Annotated in this window: 13 protein-coding genes and 1 pseudogene; 8 read left to right on the top strand and 6 right to left on the bottom strand. The window is 60.1% G+C overall.

The genetic code is table 11. From position 1 onward, the window contains the following. Window positions 1-73: 73 nt before the first annotated feature. A complete protein-coding gene (locus CES87_RS03125; RefSeq protein WP_128604917.1) occupies window positions 74-520 on the top strand; it encodes a response regulator in 447 nt (148 codons plus the stop codon). A 249-nt stretch (window positions 521-769) separates the two neighbouring features. Here the strand turns inward: CES87_RS03125 and CES87_RS03135 are convergent, their stop codons facing one another. Next, on the bottom strand, window positions 770-2,947 hold the full coding sequence (locus CES87_RS03135) for a malate synthase G (RefSeq protein WP_128604919.1): 2,178 nt from the start codon (window positions 2,945-2,947) through the stop codon (window positions 770-772). A 512-nt stretch (window positions 2,948-3,459) separates the two neighbouring features. Here CES87_RS03135 and CES87_RS03140 point away from each other — a divergent pair. Beyond that, window positions 3,460-3,978 carry a glycine cleavage system protein R gene (locus tag CES87_RS03140; protein ID WP_128604920.1) on the top strand — a complete coding sequence of 173 codons (519 nt, stop codon included), beginning with the start codon at window positions 3,460-3,462 and terminating at the stop codon, window positions 3,976-3,978. A 216-nt stretch (window positions 3,979-4,194) separates the two neighbouring features. Here the strand turns inward: CES87_RS03140 and rarD are convergent, their stop codons facing one another. The 5 genes from rarD to CES87_RS03170 form a co-directional block, all read right to left on the bottom strand. Next, window positions 4,195-5,082 carry an EamA family transporter RarD gene (rarD, locus tag CES87_RS03145; protein ID WP_128604921.1) on the bottom strand — a complete coding sequence of 296 codons (888 nt, stop codon included), beginning with the start codon at window positions 5,080-5,082 and terminating at the stop codon, window positions 4,195-4,197. 161 nt (window positions 5,083-5,243) lie between these two features. Then, window positions 5,244-6,218: a serine/threonine protein kinase gene (locus tag CES87_RS03150; RefSeq protein ID WP_128604922.1), complete on the bottom strand. Its 975-nt coding sequence runs from the start codon at window positions 6,216-6,218 to the stop codon at window positions 5,244-5,246. A 182-nt stretch (window positions 6,219-6,400) separates the two neighbouring features. After that, entirely contained in the window at window positions 6,401-8,302 is a 1,902-nt protein-coding gene (locus CES87_RS03155) for a PhoX family phosphatase (RefSeq protein ID WP_128604923.1), read from the bottom strand. A 66-nt stretch (window positions 8,303-8,368) separates the two neighbouring features. Then, on the bottom strand, window positions 8,369-9,133 hold the full coding sequence (locus CES87_RS03160; protein WP_128604924.1) for a TOBE domain-containing protein: 765 nt from the start codon (window positions 9,131-9,133) through the stop codon (window positions 8,369-8,371). 186 nt (window positions 9,134-9,319) lie between these two features. Beyond that, entirely contained in the window at window positions 9,320-10,051 is a 732-nt protein-coding gene (locus tag CES87_RS03170) for a ComF family protein (protein WP_128604925.1), read from the bottom strand. Between the two features lie 109 nt (window positions 10,052-10,160). Between CES87_RS03170 and bioB the strand changes: the two genes are divergently transcribed. From bioB to CES87_RS03200, 6 genes and pseudogenes are all read left to right on the top strand, one after another. After that, window positions 10,161-11,216, top strand: coding sequence for a biotin synthase BioB (gene bioB / locus CES87_RS03175; RefSeq protein WP_128604926.1), 1,056 nt, complete (start codon window positions 10,161-10,163; stop codon window positions 11,214-11,216). A 137-nt stretch (window positions 11,217-11,353) separates the two neighbouring features. After that, window positions 11,354-12,532: an 8-amino-7-oxononanoate synthase gene (bioF, locus tag CES87_RS03180; RefSeq protein ID WP_128604927.1), complete on the top strand. Its 1,179-nt coding sequence runs from the start codon at window positions 11,354-11,356 to the stop codon at window positions 12,530-12,532. Further along, window positions 12,525-13,255: pseudogene (locus CES87_RS03185) on the top strand (alpha/beta fold hydrolase). The gene bioF and the pseudogene CES87_RS03185 overlap by 8 nt, the downstream one beginning before the upstream one ends. After that, entirely contained in the window at window positions 13,248-14,072 is an 825-nt protein-coding gene (gene bioC / locus CES87_RS03190) for a malonyl-ACP O-methyltransferase BioC (RefSeq protein WP_128605002.1), read from the top strand. Before CES87_RS03185 ends, bioC begins: the two are co-directional and overlap by 8 nt. Continuing rightward, the gene (bioD, locus tag CES87_RS03195) at window positions 14,069-14,749 is read left to right on the top strand and encodes a dethiobiotin synthase (protein WP_128604928.1); all 681 of its coding nucleotides are present in this window, start codon (window positions 14,069-14,071) and stop codon (window positions 14,747-14,749) included. Before bioC ends, bioD begins: the two co-directional genes overlap by 4 nt. Window positions 14,750-14,869: 120 nt before the next feature. Beyond that, a complete protein-coding gene (locus tag CES87_RS03200; protein ID WP_128604929.1) occupies window positions 14,870-15,166 on the top strand; it encodes a pyrroloquinoline quinone biosynthesis protein PqqE in 297 nt (98 codons plus the stop codon). Window positions 15,167-15,202 lie beyond the last annotated feature (36 nt).

Here is a 15,202-nt window from a genome sequence, read left to right on the forward strand (position 1 = left end):
TGCACATTGAAGGTCTGCTTAGCGATGTCTCACCAATGTGCTAGGGAACCGAACTGAACATGTAGAGAGCGCCATGTCCGACCACGATATTTTGAGTGACGCCGAGCGCGAAGCGCTGAGTGCCGTCATGCTGGAACCCGACCTGCCGCCGCAGCGGGTGCTGATCGTTGACGACGACAAGGACGCCCGAGAGTTGCTGTCAGAGATTCTGGCGTTGGACGGCATTCGTTGCATGACAGCGGCCAGTGGTGAAACTGCACTCAAGATGCTGGAAGAGAAACCCTCGATCGGCCTGGTGATTACCGATCTGCGGATGAGAAATGTCGATGGCCTGGACCTGATCCGCCAGGTGCGCGAATCGGTGCGGGCGGCGATGCCGTTTATCATTGTTTCCGGCGATGCCGATGTAAAAGATGCCATCGCCGCGATGCATTTGAGCGTGGTGGACTTTCTGCTCAAGCCCATCGATACCGTCAAGTTGCTGGGGTTGGTCAAACATGAGTTGGGGATGGAGTCTTAAGCAAGATCGTTCCCATGCTCTGCGTGGGAATGCCTCAATGGACGCTCCGCGTCCGCTTCGGCAGGGACGCGGAGCGTCCCGGGCTGCATTCCCACGCGGAGCGTGGGAACGATCAACACAGGATCGTGAATGACCGCCATTCTGTAGGAGCGAGGCTTGCCCGCGAAGGCAGCGCCGCAGGTTCCAAGCGAACAAAAAAAGCCCTGATCGAAAGATCAGGGCTTTTTCATGTCCGGCACCAGCGCTCAGTTACAGGCCATTGGCAGCCTTGAACTCGCGACGACGACGATGCAGAACCGGCTCGGTGTAGCCGTTCGGCTGTTTGGTGCCTTCGATCACCAGTTCGACCGCCGCCTGGAAGGCAATGTTGCTGTCGAAGTTCGGCGCCAGCGGGCGATACAGCGGGTCGTTGGCATTCTGACGGTCAACCACCGGCGCCATGCGCTTGAGGCTTTCCATCACCTGATCTTCGGTGACGATGCCGTGACGCAGCCAGTTGGCGATGTGTTGGCTGGAAATACGCAGCGTGGCACGGTCTTCCATCAGGCCGACGTCGTTGATGTCCGGCACTTTCGAACAGCCGACGCCCTGGTCGATCCAGCGCACTACATAACCAAGGATGCCCTGAGAATTGTTGTCCAGTTCGTTCTTGATCTGCTCGGCAGTCCACTGCGGGTTGACCGCCAGTGGGATGGTCAGGATGTCGTCCACTGACGCATGTGCACGTTTGGCCAGCTCGGCCTGACGGGCGAACACGTCAACCTTGTGGTAGTGCAGCGCGTGCAGTGCAGCGGCGGTTGGCGAAGGTACCCAGGCGGTGTTGGCGCCGGCCAATGGGTGAGCGATTTTTTGTTCGAGCATCGCCGCCATCAGGTCAGGCATGGCCCACATGCCTTTACCGATCTGCGCACGGCCTTGCAGGCCGGTGCTCAAACCGATATCGACGTTGGAGTTCTCGTAGGCGCCGATCCATTTTTCCGCCTTCATGTCCGCCTTGCGCACCATCGGGCCGGCTTCCATCGAGGTGTGGATTTCATCGCCGGTGCGGTCGAGGAAACCGGTGTTGATGAACACTACACGCTCGCTCGCCGCCTTGATGCAGGCCTTGAGGTTGATCGTGGTGCGACGCTCCTCGTCCATGATCCCGACTTTGAGGGTGTTGCGCGGCAGGCCCAGCACGTCTTCGATGCGCCCGAACAGCTCGTTGGTGAACGCGGCTTCTTCAGGGCCGTGCATCTTCGGCTTAACAATGTAGACCGAGCCGGTGCGCGTGTTTTTGCGCGACGTATTGCCATTCAGGTTGTGCATGGCCGCCAGGCACGTCACCAGGCCATCGAGGATGCCTTCCGGCACTTCGTTGCCGTCTTTATCGAGGATCGCGTCGATGGTCATCAGGTGACCGACGTTGCGCACGAACAACAGCGAGCGACCGTGCAGGCTCAGTTCGCTGCCGTCGACAGCGGTGTAGGTGCGGTCGGCGTTCATGGTGCGGGTGAAGGTCTTGTCGCCTTTGGCGACTTCTTCAGACAAATCACCCTTCATCAGGCCGAGCCAGTTGCGGTAGATCACCACTTTGTCATCGGCATCGACGGCGGCGACGGAGTCTTCGCAGTCCATGATGGTGGTCAGCGCGGCTTCCATCAGGATGTCTTTGACGCCGGCAGCGTCGGTCTGGCCGACCGGGGTGCTGGCATCAACCTGGATTTCGAAATGCAGGCCGTTGTTTTTCAGCAGGATCGCGGTCGGTGCCGAGGCTTCGCCCTGGAAGCCGATCAGCTGTGCATCGTTGCGCAGGCCAGTGTTGCTGCCACCTTTCAGGGCGACCACCAGTTTGCCGTCGACAATGCTGTAGCGGGTGGAGTCGACGTGGGAACCAGCTGCCAGTGGCGCCGCTTCGTCGAGGAAGGCGCGGGCGAAGGCGATGACCTTGTCGCCGCGAACCTTGTTGTAGCCTTTGCCTTTTTCCGCGCCGTCAGCTTCGCTGATGGCGTCGGTGCCGTAGAGCGCGTCATACAGCGAACCCCAGCGGGCGTTCGAGGCATTGAGGGCGAAACGGGCGTTCATCACCGGTACCACAAGCTGTGGACCGGCCATGCGGGCGATTTCGTCATCGACGTTTTGCGTCGTAGCCTGGAAATCGGCCGCTTCTGGCAGCAGATAACCGATGTCTTGCAGGAAGGCTTTATAAGCCACGGCGTCGTGTGATTGACCGGCACGCGCTTGGTGCCAGCCGTCGATACGAGCCTGGAAATCATCGCGTTTGGCGAGTAGGGCTTTGTTCTTCGGTGCCAGGTCATGAATGACCTTGTCGGCACCGGCCCAGAACTGATCGGCGCTGAGGCCGGTTCCGGGAATGGCTTCGTTGTTCACGAAGTCGAACAGGACTTTGGCGACCTGCAGGCCACCGACTTGAACGTGTTCAGTCATTGCTTGCCTCACTCTGCTCAGCTATTTCGCTTTTCAGCTCTTCAATTTAACAATGAAGCCCCTGGCATTTAAACCACAAACCCTGCGACCAGTGCATGCCATTTCTGACGGCTGGGTTGGGACCAGTCAAAGGCTTTTAATGCCTTGCTGACGGGGCTTTCAGGGATGTGACTGCGCCTGTGGCAGACATCGAACCAACGTTATGTAGTGCGCGCTGCGGCATACTACATGATGAATTGCGCTTGTGAAAATCAGACTAATTACGTCGTTCTGCGACCCCATGACGCATTGCGGTCACGTCGGGGATCGGGATGTTCTCAAAAAAACATGAGATTGTTCCAGTTAAATATAAAAAGTTGTACACGATTTGTGGTTTTCTGTTCTGTCGGTGGTGCGCCATTCGCCTGTAGGAGCGAGGCTTGCCCGCGAAGGCGTCAGACCTGTCAGCGCAAGATGAACCCTTGCCTATACTTGCCTTTCCATAACAAAAATCATGACCAGAGGGCTGCGCCATGGATCACCTCGTACTCACTGTTTTCGCTCCGGACAAGCCCGGGCAGGTTGAGCGCATTGCCCAATGCATTGCCGAGCATGGCGGTAACTGGCTGGAAAGCCGCATGTCGCGCATGGCTGGGCAATTCGCCGGGATTCTTCGGGTGGGCGTTCCGGCCGAAGGCTACGACGAGCTGGTGAATGCACTGCTAGCGTTGTCTGCCCAAGGCATTCGCGTGATGATCGCCGAAAGTGGCATCGAGCAATCCTGCACCTGGAAACCGATTGCCATGGAACTGGTGGGCAATGACCGGCCGGGGATCGTGCGCGATATCACCCGGTTGCTGAGCGAGCAGGGCGTCAATCTGGAGCGGCTGGTAACGGAAGTGCGCCCGGCGCCGATGAGCAGCGAGCCGCTGTTCCATGCCGAAGCGATCCTTGCGGTGCCGTTGACGCTATCCCTGGACGTGCTGCAATCACGTCTGGAAACCCTGGCCGACGACCTGATGGTGGAATTGGTTCTGCGCAGTGAACCTTGATCGTGTTATCCAGATTTAACGTGCACCTGCCTGTGGATAACCTGTAGAGACAGCCCGCCAGGCCACATCCGCTGTGGCTTGGCGAGTGTTGATCAAAAAATCACCACTATTCAGTGACTTGCGCACAAACGCCGGGGATGACGCTGTGGATAACCTTGGGACGGAACGATACAGGCCACGCGAATTCTGGCCTGTAGGGTTTTGTACGTTTTTTGATCAGCTGCGACGGCGCAGACTTATCCACGCATCAATGCTGTAAACCGCCAGACCGGCCCAGATAAAGATGAACGCCGTCAACGTGCTGGATGACAAGTGTTCGCCAAACAGCAGCACGGCTTGCAGCAACACCAGCGTTGGCGCCACGTACTGAAGGAATCCCAAGGTGGTGTAGGGCAAATGCCGGGCAGCGGCGTTGAAACACACCAGCGGTACCAGCGTCACCGGGCCAGCGGCCACCAGCCACCAGGCCTCGGATGTGGTCCAGAACTCGGCTTGGGCGCTGTGGGCGGTTGGATTGAACAGCAGCCACGCGATGGCAATCGGCACCAGCATCCAGGTTTCCACCACTAGGCCCGGCAGCGCCTTGACCGGTGCTTGCTTGCGGATCAGTCCGTAAAACCCGAAGGTCAGAGCCAGCACCAGCGAAACCCACGGCAGACTGCCGACCTGCCACACCTGTTGCGCCACACCGATGGTCGCCAGAGCCACGGCAATCCACTGCATGCGTCGCAGCCGTTCGCCGAGGATCAGCATGCCCAGCAGTACGTTCACCAGTGGGTTGATGTAGTAACCGAGACTGGCTTCGAGCATGCGTCCGTTGTTCACTGACCAGACGTAGGTCAGCCAGTTGGCCGCGATCAATGTACCGCTCAAGGCCAGTATCGCCAGCCGTCGCGGATTCTCGCGCAGCTCGCGCCACCAACCCGGGTGCTTCCAGACCATCAGCAACAAGGCACCGAACAGCGCCGACCACAGCACGCGGTGGATGATGATCTCCACGGCGGGCACGCTGGCGATAGCTTTGAAGTAGAGCGGGAAAAGTCCCCAGATGATGTAGGCGGTCAGGCCCAGAATGTACCCGCGACGCGGGTTGGCAGCTTGCATGCAGAATCCTTGCTTAGGCAGCTAACAAAGAAACGATTGTATAGATGTATGAGGCTTTTTGTAGGAGCGAGGCTTGCCCGCGAAGAACGATAATGCGGTTTGTCTGTGGTACCGAGTTATCGTTCTTCGCGGGCAAGCCTCGCTCCTACGGGGGGTGGTTTTCAGAAGAGTTTTAGGGGTTCTTCGTTGAGTGCCGCAAGTTGTTCACGCAACGCCAACACCTGATCACCCCAATACCGCTCGGTGCCGAACCACGGAAAGCTGCGGGGGAATGCCGGGTCGTCCCAGCGGCGGGCGAGCCAGGCGCTGTAGTGCATCAGGCGCAGGGCACGCAAAGGTTCGATCAGCGCCAGTTCTCGCGGGTCGAAGTCGTGGAACTCGTTGTAGCCGTCCATCAATTCCGACAGCTGCCCCAGACATTCCTGGCGGTCACCGGCCAGCATCATCCAGATGTCCTGCACTGCCGGACCCATGCGGCAGTCGTCGAGGTCGACGATGTGGAACATCTCGTCGCGGCACATCATGTTGCCGGGGTGGCAATCGCCGTGCATGCGGATGTTCTGGTGCGGCGTGTCGTTGTAAACCTGTTCCACACGCTTGAGCAGATCGCGGGCCACGGACTCGTAGGCTGGCAGCAGGCTCTTGGGTACGAAATTGCCTTCGAGCAATGTAGTCAGCGAGTCATGTCCGAAGTTTTTTACCGCCAGTGCTTCACGGTGCTCGAAGGATTTGGTGGCACCGACCGCATGCAGTCGACCCAACAGTTGCCCCAGTCGATACAGCTGATCGAGATTGCCCGGCTCCGGCGCACGACCGCCCCGACGAGGAAACAGGGTGAAACGGAAACCGTTGTGTTCGTGCAGGGTTTCACCGTTGTGGATCATCGGCGCAACGACCGGCACCTCGACCTCAGCGAGTTCGAAGGTGAATTGGTGTTCTTCCAGAATCGCTTCGTTGGTCCAGCGTTGCGGGCGATAGAACTTGGCGATCAGTGGCTCGGAGTCTTCGATGCCGACCTGATAGACGCGGTTCTCGTAGCTATTGAGCGCCAGGATGCGGGCGTCACTCAAGAAGCCGATGCTTTCGACGGCATCGAGTACGAGGTCTGGGGTGAGGGTTTCAAACGGGTGGGCCATGCTGACTCCTGCGCGCAGCAGGCTGCTGCGTCCGGCCAGGCATGGTAGCGCAGACGGGCCGTCTTTAGTGGGTGGGGTTGGGATGTGGGGTGTTTGGGCTGACGCCTTCGCGGGCAAGCCTCGCTCCTACAGGGAGGTGTATACGATCTGTAGGAGCGAGGCTTGCCCGCGAAGAGGCCGGGTCAGGCGCCGACGATCCCGCCATCCTCACGGGTAATGGCAATCACCGATGACCGTGGCTTGCCGTTGGGCAAGTGCTCGGGGAAGGTCGAGCCACCGTTTTCACCTGGATGCTGAATCCCGACAAACAACGTCTTCTGATCCGGCGAGAAGCTGATGCCTGTCACCTCGCAGCCAATCGGCCCGACCATGAAACGGCGAATTTCGCCGGTCGCCGGGTCGGCGCAAAGCATCTGGTTGTTGCCCATCCCGGCAAAGTCCCCGGCATTGCTTGCATCGCCGTCGGTGAGAATCCACAAGCGTCCGGCGTCGTCGAAGCCCAGGCCATCCGGGCTGTTGAACATGTTCTGCGGCGTGATGTTCGGCGAGCCGCCCTTCGGCGTGCCGGTATGCACTTGCGGGTTGCCGGCGACTACGAACAAATCCCAGGCAAAGGTCTTTGAGCCGTGATCGTCGCGGTCGGTGTGCCAACGCAGGATTTGCCCGTAGACGTTCTTCTCCCGTGGATTTGGTCCACCCACCGGTTGCCCGTCTTCGCCGCGTTTGGCGTTGTTGGTCAGAGTGCAATAAACCTGACCATCCTTGGGACTCACCACGATCCATTCCGGGCGATCCATGCGCGTGGCCTTGACCACGCTGGCCGCCAGGCGCGCATGAATCAGCACCTCGGCTTGATCGGCAAAACCGCTGCCGGCATCGATACCGTTTTTGCCATGGCTCAGTTCGATCCATTCGCCCTGGCCTTTGGGGTGATCGGCGTTGCCGTCGCCGGCGTCGAAGCGCGCTACGTACAAAGTGCCCTGGTCCAGCAGGTCGTGGTTGGCCTTGGGGTTTTTGTGGTTGATCTTGTCGTGGCTGACGAATTTGTAGATGAACTCGCCGCGCTCATCGTCGCCCATGTACACCACGGCATGGCCGTCACTGGTTTCAGCCAGGGCGGCGTTTTCATGTTTGAAGCGACCCAGCGCGGTGCGCTTGACCGGGGTCGATTGCGGATCGAACGGGTCGATCTCGACCACCCAGCCGTGGCGGTTGAGTTCGTTGGGATTGTTCGCCAGGTCGAAGCGCGGATCATGTTGATGCCAGTTGATGTCTTTGCTGGCCGCCACCGCACCGTAGCGTTTCTGTGCGGCGTCGAACTTTTGCTCGGCATTGCTGCTGCCGAAGCAGTCGGTGAAGTTCTCTTCGCAGGTCAGATAGGTGCCCCACGGTGTCTTGCCGTTGGCGCAATTCTGGAAGGTGCCGAGGACTGTTTTACCGTGCGGATCGGCACTGGTTTTCAGCAGATCGTGACCGGCGGCCGGACCGCTCAGGCTGATCGGCGAATGACCATGAATACGTCGGTTGAAGCGCGAATCCTGGACGAACTGCCAGTGACCGTTGTTGCGCTGCACTTCGATCACCGTCACGCCTTCGGCGGCCAGCGCCTTGCGCACTTCTTCGGCCGATTGTGGTATGCCGCCATGGGGGAAGAGGTAGCGGTAATTGGTGTATTCGTTGTTGATCGCCATCAGCGCCCGGTTGTGGTCGTCGGGAAAGGCGAACAGGCTCATGCCGTCGTTGTTGTCGCCGAACTGGACTTCCTGATGCCCGGCGCTGCCATTGCCGCTCGGGTCGAAGGCCGGGCCGTTCTTGTGCAGGGGCTGGCCCCAACTGATCAACACCGAAGATTTGTAGCCGGGCGGCAGGCTGATGCTGTCAGCGGTGGCGGCGGGGATGCTGTCGAAACCCAGCAATTGGCTGGTGCCAGCGCTGACACTGGCGGCCAGCACACTACGGCTCAGCAGATTACCGCCAAGAAACATCGCGGCGCCGCACAGGGCGCCGGCGCTGATGAATCCACGACGGCTGAGGCCGACCATTTGTTCGAGGTCGGTGGTTTGGTTTTCTTCCAATAGGCTCACATCAGGCTCCCTGCGGTTTTTGCAGTCACCTTAATGATGCTTGATGAAAATTTTGTTGCAGTGCGTTTACAGCGGCGTGCCTAGCAGCACGTTGGACGGTGAAAATTGCACACTCACCGGTTTTCCGGCACTCAGTCCCCGGGATCGCAGATGCTCGGGTTCGGCCAAGGCGCAGAGTGTCTGGCCATTGGGCAGGCCGATGCGCACCTCGCTGGGGCCGTTTTCGGCGTCGAGAATTTCTTCGACAGTGCCTTTGAGGCAACTGTATCCGGGTGTTGCGATGTCGTCGGCTCCCAGCAGGTCGAGCCAGCCGGCCTTGATCAAAGCCACCACTTCAGTGCCCGGTTGCAGCTCCAGGCGCAGGGTGCTGTCGTGGGTGATTTGCGCATCGATGCTCAAGCCTTCAGCCAGTTCAAGGCGAATCCTGTCGTTGTGTCCCTGGGTTTCGATGGCCGCAATCTTGCCGTGCAACTGATTGCGCGCGCTGGTGCGCAGCATCAAGCGGCTGAGCAGGTCGAGGTCGCTGGCGTCTTCGGCGGCTTCCAGCACCTGGGCCTGTAACGCTTGCAGCTTTTGATACAGGCGCAAAACCCGCTCGCCTTCGCTGGACAGCTTGGCGCCACCACCGCCCTTGCCGCCGACACTGCGTTCCACCAGTGGTTTGTGCGCGAGGTTGTTGAGTTCATCGATGGCGTCCCAGGCGGCCTTGTAGCTCAGGCCTGCGCTTTTCGCCGCACGGGTGATCGAACCCTGTTCGGCAATGTGCTGCAACAGGGCGATGCGTTGTGGGCGGCGGACGATGTGCTGGGACAGCAGCGTGGGCAAGGACATGGCAGGGCGCTTTGTTTGTGTCGGTGGTGAGGACGTTGGCTGCTGGAGGCACGGGAGTCAAGTCGAGCCACAATCCCTGTAGGAGCGAGCGTGCTCGCGATGGTCGATAACGATGACGCGGGAAGCCTGTTTCCCCGTGGCGCTCTCGGGTTCTTCGCGAGCATGCTCGCTCCTACAGGATTGGTTTCAACCGGGTTTGGGAGTGCGGGCCAGGCAATAGACGTCGACCCGGGCGGCGCCTGCGTCCATCAGCAGGCGGGCCAGTGCCTGCGCCGTGGCGCCGGTGGTCAGCACGTCGTCCACCAATGCCAGGTGAAGTCCTTTGAACGATGCGTCGGGTGCTAGCGCAAAAGCATTGCGCAGGTTTTTCCGTCGTTCGTTGGCGTTCAACGCTTGTTGCGCGCCGGTGTCCTGAATTCTCAGGAGCAACCGTTCGTCGCAAGGTAAGTCAAGGCGGGTGCTGAGCCAGCGCGCCAGCATCGCGGCCTGATTGAACCCCCGTTGGCGCAGTCGTCGTATGGCCAGTGGTACGGGCAGCAGCAAATCGGGCCGCGGCAGATCATCATTGAAGCGATGTTGCAGCGCCTGAGCGACAAGTTCGGCAAGCAGGTGGCCAAACGGCCACTTCGCGCTGTGTTTGAAGCGGGTGATCAGGCTGTCTATCGGGAAGCTGTAAGACCAGGGTGCTATGACCCGTTCGAAGGCCGGCGGTAGCTTCAGGCATTGCCCACAGGTCAGGCCCGCCGCGGGTAATGGCAGGGCGCAGGTCTGGCAGTGATCGCCGAGCCAGGGAAGCTCGGTTTCGCAGGCCATGCACAGAGGCGTGGCGCCATCGGCGTCCTCATCGCAGAGTAGGCAGGATTGTTTGTTTTTTAACCAGATGTAAACCTGCCCTTCGTGTCGTGGTTGACAGCGCATCGCTCTTCCTTAAATATGCCGAACATCCGTGTAGCGTCTGTGGCTATTCCATCCCTCAGCCGCTTGCCCAGCATAAAACCTTGCCCTGCTTAAAACAAAGGTAACGCCCATGAGCGCCAGCACCACTGCAACCCTGCGTCATGACTGGTCTTTGGCCGAAGTCAAAGCACTCTTCGTTCAACCATTCAATGACTTGTTGTTCCAGGCGCAGACGGTGCACCGCGCGCATTTCGACGCCAACCGCGTCCAGGTATCGACACTGTTGTCGATCAAAACCGGCGCCTGCCCGGAAGATTGCAAATATTGTCCGCAGTCCGGTCACTACAACACCGGTCTGGAAAAAGAAAAACTGATGGAAGTGCAGAAGGTCCTCGAAGAGGCCGCTCGTGCCAAGGCCATTGGTTCGACCCGTTTCTGCATGGGCGCGGCGTGGAAGCATCCGTCGGCCAAAGACATGCCATATGTACTGAAAATGGTCGAAGGCGTGAAGGCTCTGGGCCTGGAAACCTGCATGACCCTCGGTCGTCTCGATCAGGAGCAGACCGAAGCGCTGGCCAAGGCCGGCCTCGATTACTACAACCACAACCTCGACACCTCGCCGGAGTTCTACGGCAGCATCATCACCACCCGCACCTACGGCGAGCGCCTGCAAACGCTGGCCTACGTGCGTGACTCGGGGATGAAGATCTGCTCTGGCGGCATCCTTGGCATGGGCGAGTCCCTCGATGACCGCGCCAACCTGCTGATCCAGTTGGCCAACCTGCCGGAGCATCCGGAGTCGGTGCCGATCAACATGCTGGTGAAAGTGGCCGGCACGCCGTTGGAAAACGCCGACGACGTCGACCCGTTCGACTTCATCCGCATGCTCGCTGTCGCCCGGATCCTGATGCCGCAATCGCACGTACGGCTGTCTGCCGGCCGCGAAGCCATGAACGAGCAAATGCAGGCCCTGGCCTTCTTCGCCGGTGCCAACTCGATTTTCTACGGCGAAAAACTGCTGACCACCGCTAACCCTCAGGCCGACAAGGACATGCAGCTGTTCGGGCGCTTAGGGATCCTGCCGGAAGCCCGCGAAGAGCATGCCGATGAAGTGCATCAGGCGGCTATCGAACAGGCGCTGGTGGAGCAGAAGAGCAGCGAGCAGTTTTATAACGCCGCTGTTTGATCTTTCCCCCGCCCTGTAGGAGCGAGGCTTGCCCGCGAATGAGACGCCGTGGTCTTTCTGACCGATCGCGGTGAGGCCTTCGCGGGCAAGCCTCGCTCCTACAGAGGTTATTTGTGTTTCCTTCTCGCGAGGCCTGCATGTCTTTCGATCTCGCCGCACGCCTGGCTGCCCGTCGTGCCGAAAACCTCTACCGCCAACGCCCGCTACTCGAAAGCCCGCAAGGCCCGCAAGTCGTGGTCGATGGCCAGCCGTTGCTGGCGTTCTGCAACAACGACTACCTGGGTCTGGCCAATCACCCGCAAGTGATTGAAGCCTGGCGCGCGGGTGCTGCGAAGTGGGGCGTCGGTGGCGGTGCCTCGCATCTGGTGATCGGCCACAGCGCCCCGCACCATGCCTTGGAAGAAGCCCTGGCCGACCTGACCGGGCGCCCGCGAGCGCTGCTGTTCAGCACCGGTTACATGGCTAATCTGGGCGCGGTCACGGCGTTGGTGGGGCAGGGCGATACGGTGCTCGAAGACCGCCTCAATCATGCCTCGCTACTGGATGCGGGGTTGTTGTCTGGCGCGCGTTTCAATCGCTACTTGCACAACGACTCGACGAGCCTGGCCACACGCCTTGAAAAAGCCACCGGCAATACGCTGGTGGTTACCGACGGCGTATTCAGCATGGACGGCGACATCGCCGACCTGCCGGCGCTGGCCCGGGTAGCCAAGACCAAAGGTGCGTGGCTGATGGTCGATGATGCTCACGGTTTTGGTCCGTTGGGCGCCAACGGTGGCGGCATCGTCGAGCATTTCGGCCTGAGTATGGAAGAGGTGCCGGTTCTGGTAGGCACCCTCGGCAAGGCGTTCGGTACGGCGGGGGCTTTTGTCGCCGGCAGCGAAGAATTGATCGAGAGCCTGATCCAGTTCGCCCGGCCCTACATCTACACCACCAGCCAACCTCCGGCCCTGGCTTGCGCCACGCTGAAAAGCCTGGAACTGCTGCGCAGCGAGCATTGGCGTCGTGAACATCTGCAGACCCTGATCCGCCAGTTCCGCCACGGCGCCGAGCAGATTGGCCTGGAGCTGATGGACAGCTTTACGCCGATCCAGCCAATCATGATCGGCGACGCCGGGCGCGCGGTGCGCTTGTCGCAGATGCTGCGCGAACGCGGTTTGATGGTGACTGCGATCCGCCCGCCAACCGTGCCTGCCGGCAGCGCCCGTCTGCGCGTGACGCTGACCGCCGCCCACAGCGAAGCACAGGTGCAGCTATTGTTAGAGGGATTGGCCGATTGTTTCGAGCAACTGGGACCGGAGCCAAGCGATGCGTGATCAACTGATTCTGCTGCCCGGTTGGGGCCTCGGGATTTCGCCGCTGGAACCGTTGGCGGTGGCCTTGCAGGGCCTGGATGAACACCTGCGCGTGGAAATCGAGCCATTGCCGGAACTGGAATCGAGCGACCTTGAAGAATGGCTCGATGAGCTCGACTCAACGATCCCTCAGGACGCCTGGCTCGGTGGTTGGTCTTTGGGCGGCATGCTTGCGTCGGAGTTGGCGGCGCGTCGTGGCGATCGTTGCTGCGGCTTGTTCACTCTGGCGAGCAATCCCTCTTTTGTCAGCCATGAGCAGTGGCCGAGCGCGATGCCCGGGGAAACCTTCGATGCGTTTCTGGCGGGCTGTGCCGCCGATCCGCGCACGACGCTGAAACGCTTTTCGTTGCTCTGTGCACAAGGTGCCGAAGACCCGCGTGGGTTGTCGCGATTGCTGCTTGGTGGTGCGCCGCATAGCGCAGCGCCCGTGTTGATAAGCGGTCTGGAAATGCTCGCGCAACTGGATACCCGGCAAGCCTTGCAAGCCTTTCGCGGTCCGCAATTGCATTTGTTTGCCGGCCTCGATGGTTTGGTGCCGGCCGAAGCGGCGGGGGACCTGCTGACGTTGCTTCCCGATGTAGAGATTGGCCTGATTGAACAGGCCAGCCACGCGTTTCTTCTGGAAGACCCCCACGGTGTGGCGGGGGCGATCCAGGCTTTTTGCATGAGTGCGGCGATGACTGATTTATCCCTTGTGCTTCCCCCTCCAAAGCAGCCCGGCGGTTTGCCCGACAAGCGCCAGGTAGCGGCCTCCTTTTCCCGTGCGGCAGCGAGTTACGACAGCGTGGCCCAATTGCAGCGTGATGTTGGCAGTCAACTGCTGCGCCGTTTGCCGGAAGATTTCGTACCGGAGCGTTGGCTCGACCTGGGTTGCGGCACCGGGCATTTCAGTCGCGCGCTGGGTGATCGGTTCCCTGCCAGTCATGGGGTGGCGTTGGACATCGCAGAAGGCATGCTCAATCACGCCCGACCATTGGGCGGCGCCACGCACTTCATTGCCGGGGATGCCGAGCGATTGCCGATGCGCGACTCGACTTGCGATCTTATCTTCTCCAGTCTGGCGGTGCAGTGGTGCGCGGATTTCACTTCGGTGCTCAGCGAGGCCCATCGCGTGCTCAAACCTGGCGGAATTTTCGCGTTTGCTAGTCTGTGCGTGGGCACGTTGTTTGAACTGCGTGACAGTTGGCGGCAGGTGGATGGCATGGTTCATGTCAACCGTTTCCGTGAATTCGCGGTTTATCAGCAGTTATGCGCGGCCAGCGGTTTGCAGGCGATCAGTCTGCAAACCCGTCCCCATGTGCTGTATTACCCGGATGTGCGCAGCCTGACCCATGAACTCAAGGCCCTGGGCGCACACAACCTCAACCCAGGTCGGCCGGGCGGATTGACTGGCCGGGCGCGGATTCTGGGTTTGATTGAGGCTTATGAGCAGTTTCGTCAGGCCCAGGGCCTGCCGGCGACTTATCAAGTGGTGTACGCCATGATGGAGAAACCCTTATGAGATCAGCCTATTTCATCACCGGCACCGACACCGATGTCGGCAAAACCACGGTGGCCACCGGTTTGCTGTACGCCGCGCGGTCGGCAGGCCTTAGTACGGCGGCGGGTAAACCGGTCGCCTCGGGTTGCGACGTGACGCCCAAGGGCTTACGCAACGCTGATGCGCTGGCGCTGTTGGCTGAATGCTCGGTGCCGTTGACTTATGCACAGGTCAACCCGGTGGCGTTCGAGCCCGCAATCGCCCCGCATCTTGCGGCGCGCGAGGCGGGTGTGACGTTGACGGTGCAGTCGTTGTTGACGCCCATGCAGCAGATTCTCGAAATGCAGGCCGATTTCACCTTGATCGAGGGCGCCGGCGGCTGGCGCGTGCCTCTGGCGGATCAGGACAACCTGTCGGACCTGGCGATGGCGTTGGATCTGCCGGTGATTCTTGTGGTCGGCGTGCGTCTGGGGTGCATCAGCCATGCGTTGTTGACGGCTGAGGCGATTGCTCAGGACGGTTTGCAACTGGCGGGGTGGGTGGCCAACATCATCGATGCGAAGACCTCGCGCCTGGAAGAAAACCTGGCGACCCTCGCCGAACGAATCCCGGCGCCATGCCTTGGGCGGGTGCCGAAACTCAAAGTAGTGACGGCCGAAGCAGTGGCGGAGCATCTTCAGCTGGATTTGCTGGACTGAAGTTTTGGAAAGGGCTTTGTCTATGATAAGGCACTGTGCCATTAGTGTTTTTGACGGGCGTTTCTCAGGCGGGTCTGCTTCAATGGCCGCTGTTGATCCTTTACAAGGACGAGTTCTCCCATGGAAATCTCAGGAAACACCGCTTTTTATGCCGGTTTGAGCACTATTCAGACAGGGCAGAACCGCGTCGATCAAGCCGCCGGGCAAATCGCCAACAATACGCTCGAGCGTTCGGTCACCAGCCAATCTTCCGAGCTTCAGGCTGATCGCCTGCGTTCGGTTGATCGCAGCCAGCAATCGGACCTGACCAGCAACATGGTGGAAATGGCCCAAGGCAAACTGCAGGTGGAGTTGGGCGCCAAGGTCGCCAAGGCATCCGATGAAGTGCTCGGTACGCTGATCGATACCTTCGCCTGATTCTCTTCCCTGAACCTGCACCACTGACGCCGCGAT

The sequence above is a fragment of the Pseudomonas sp. ERMR1:02 genome, assembly GCF_002277815.1.
Taxonomy (GTDB): domain Bacteria; phylum Pseudomonadota; class Gammaproteobacteria; order Pseudomonadales; family Pseudomonadaceae; genus Aquipseudomonas.

Bases quoted from the DNA above. Each gene is read 5' to 3' on its own strand.
- CES87_RS03125 (WP_128604917.1), top strand. From the start codon at position 74: ATGTCCGACCACGATATTTTGAGTGACGCCGAGCGCGAAGCGCTGAGT.
- CES87_RS03135 (WP_128604919.1), bottom strand. From the start codon at position 2,947: ATGACTGAACACGTTCAAGTCGGTGGCCTGCAGGTCGCCAAAGTCCTG.
- CES87_RS03140 (WP_128604920.1), top strand. From the start codon at position 3,460: ATGGATCACCTCGTACTCACTGTTTTCGCTCCGGACAAGCCCGGGCAG.
- rarD (WP_128604921.1), bottom strand. From the start codon at position 5,082: ATGCAAGCTGCCAACCCGCGTCGCGGGTACATTCTGGGCCTGACCGCC.
- CES87_RS03150 (WP_128604922.1), bottom strand. From the start codon at position 6,218: ATGGCCCACCCGTTTGAAACCCTCACCCCAGACCTCGTACTCGATGCC.
- CES87_RS03160 (WP_128604924.1), bottom strand. From the start codon at position 9,133: ATGTCCTTGCCCACGCTGCTGTCCCAGCACATCGTCCGCCGCCCACAA.
- CES87_RS03170 (WP_128604925.1), bottom strand. From the start codon at position 10,051: ATGCGCTGTCAACCACGACACGAAGGGCAGGTTTACATCTGGTTAAAA.
- bioB (WP_128604926.1), top strand. From the start codon at position 10,161: ATGAGCGCCAGCACCACTGCAACCCTGCGTCATGACTGGTCTTTGGCC.
- bioF (WP_128604927.1), top strand. From the start codon at position 11,354: ATGTCTTTCGATCTCGCCGCACGCCTGGCTGCCCGTCGTGCCGAAAAC.
- bioC (WP_128605002.1), top strand. From the start codon at position 13,248: ATGACTGATTTATCCCTTGTGCTTCCCCCTCCAAAGCAGCCCGGCGGT.
- bioD (WP_128604928.1), top strand. From the start codon at position 14,069: ATGAGATCAGCCTATTTCATCACCGGCACCGACACCGATGTCGGCAAA.
- CES87_RS03200 (WP_128604929.1), top strand. From the start codon at position 14,870: ATGGAAATCTCAGGAAACACCGCTTTTTATGCCGGTTTGAGCACTATT.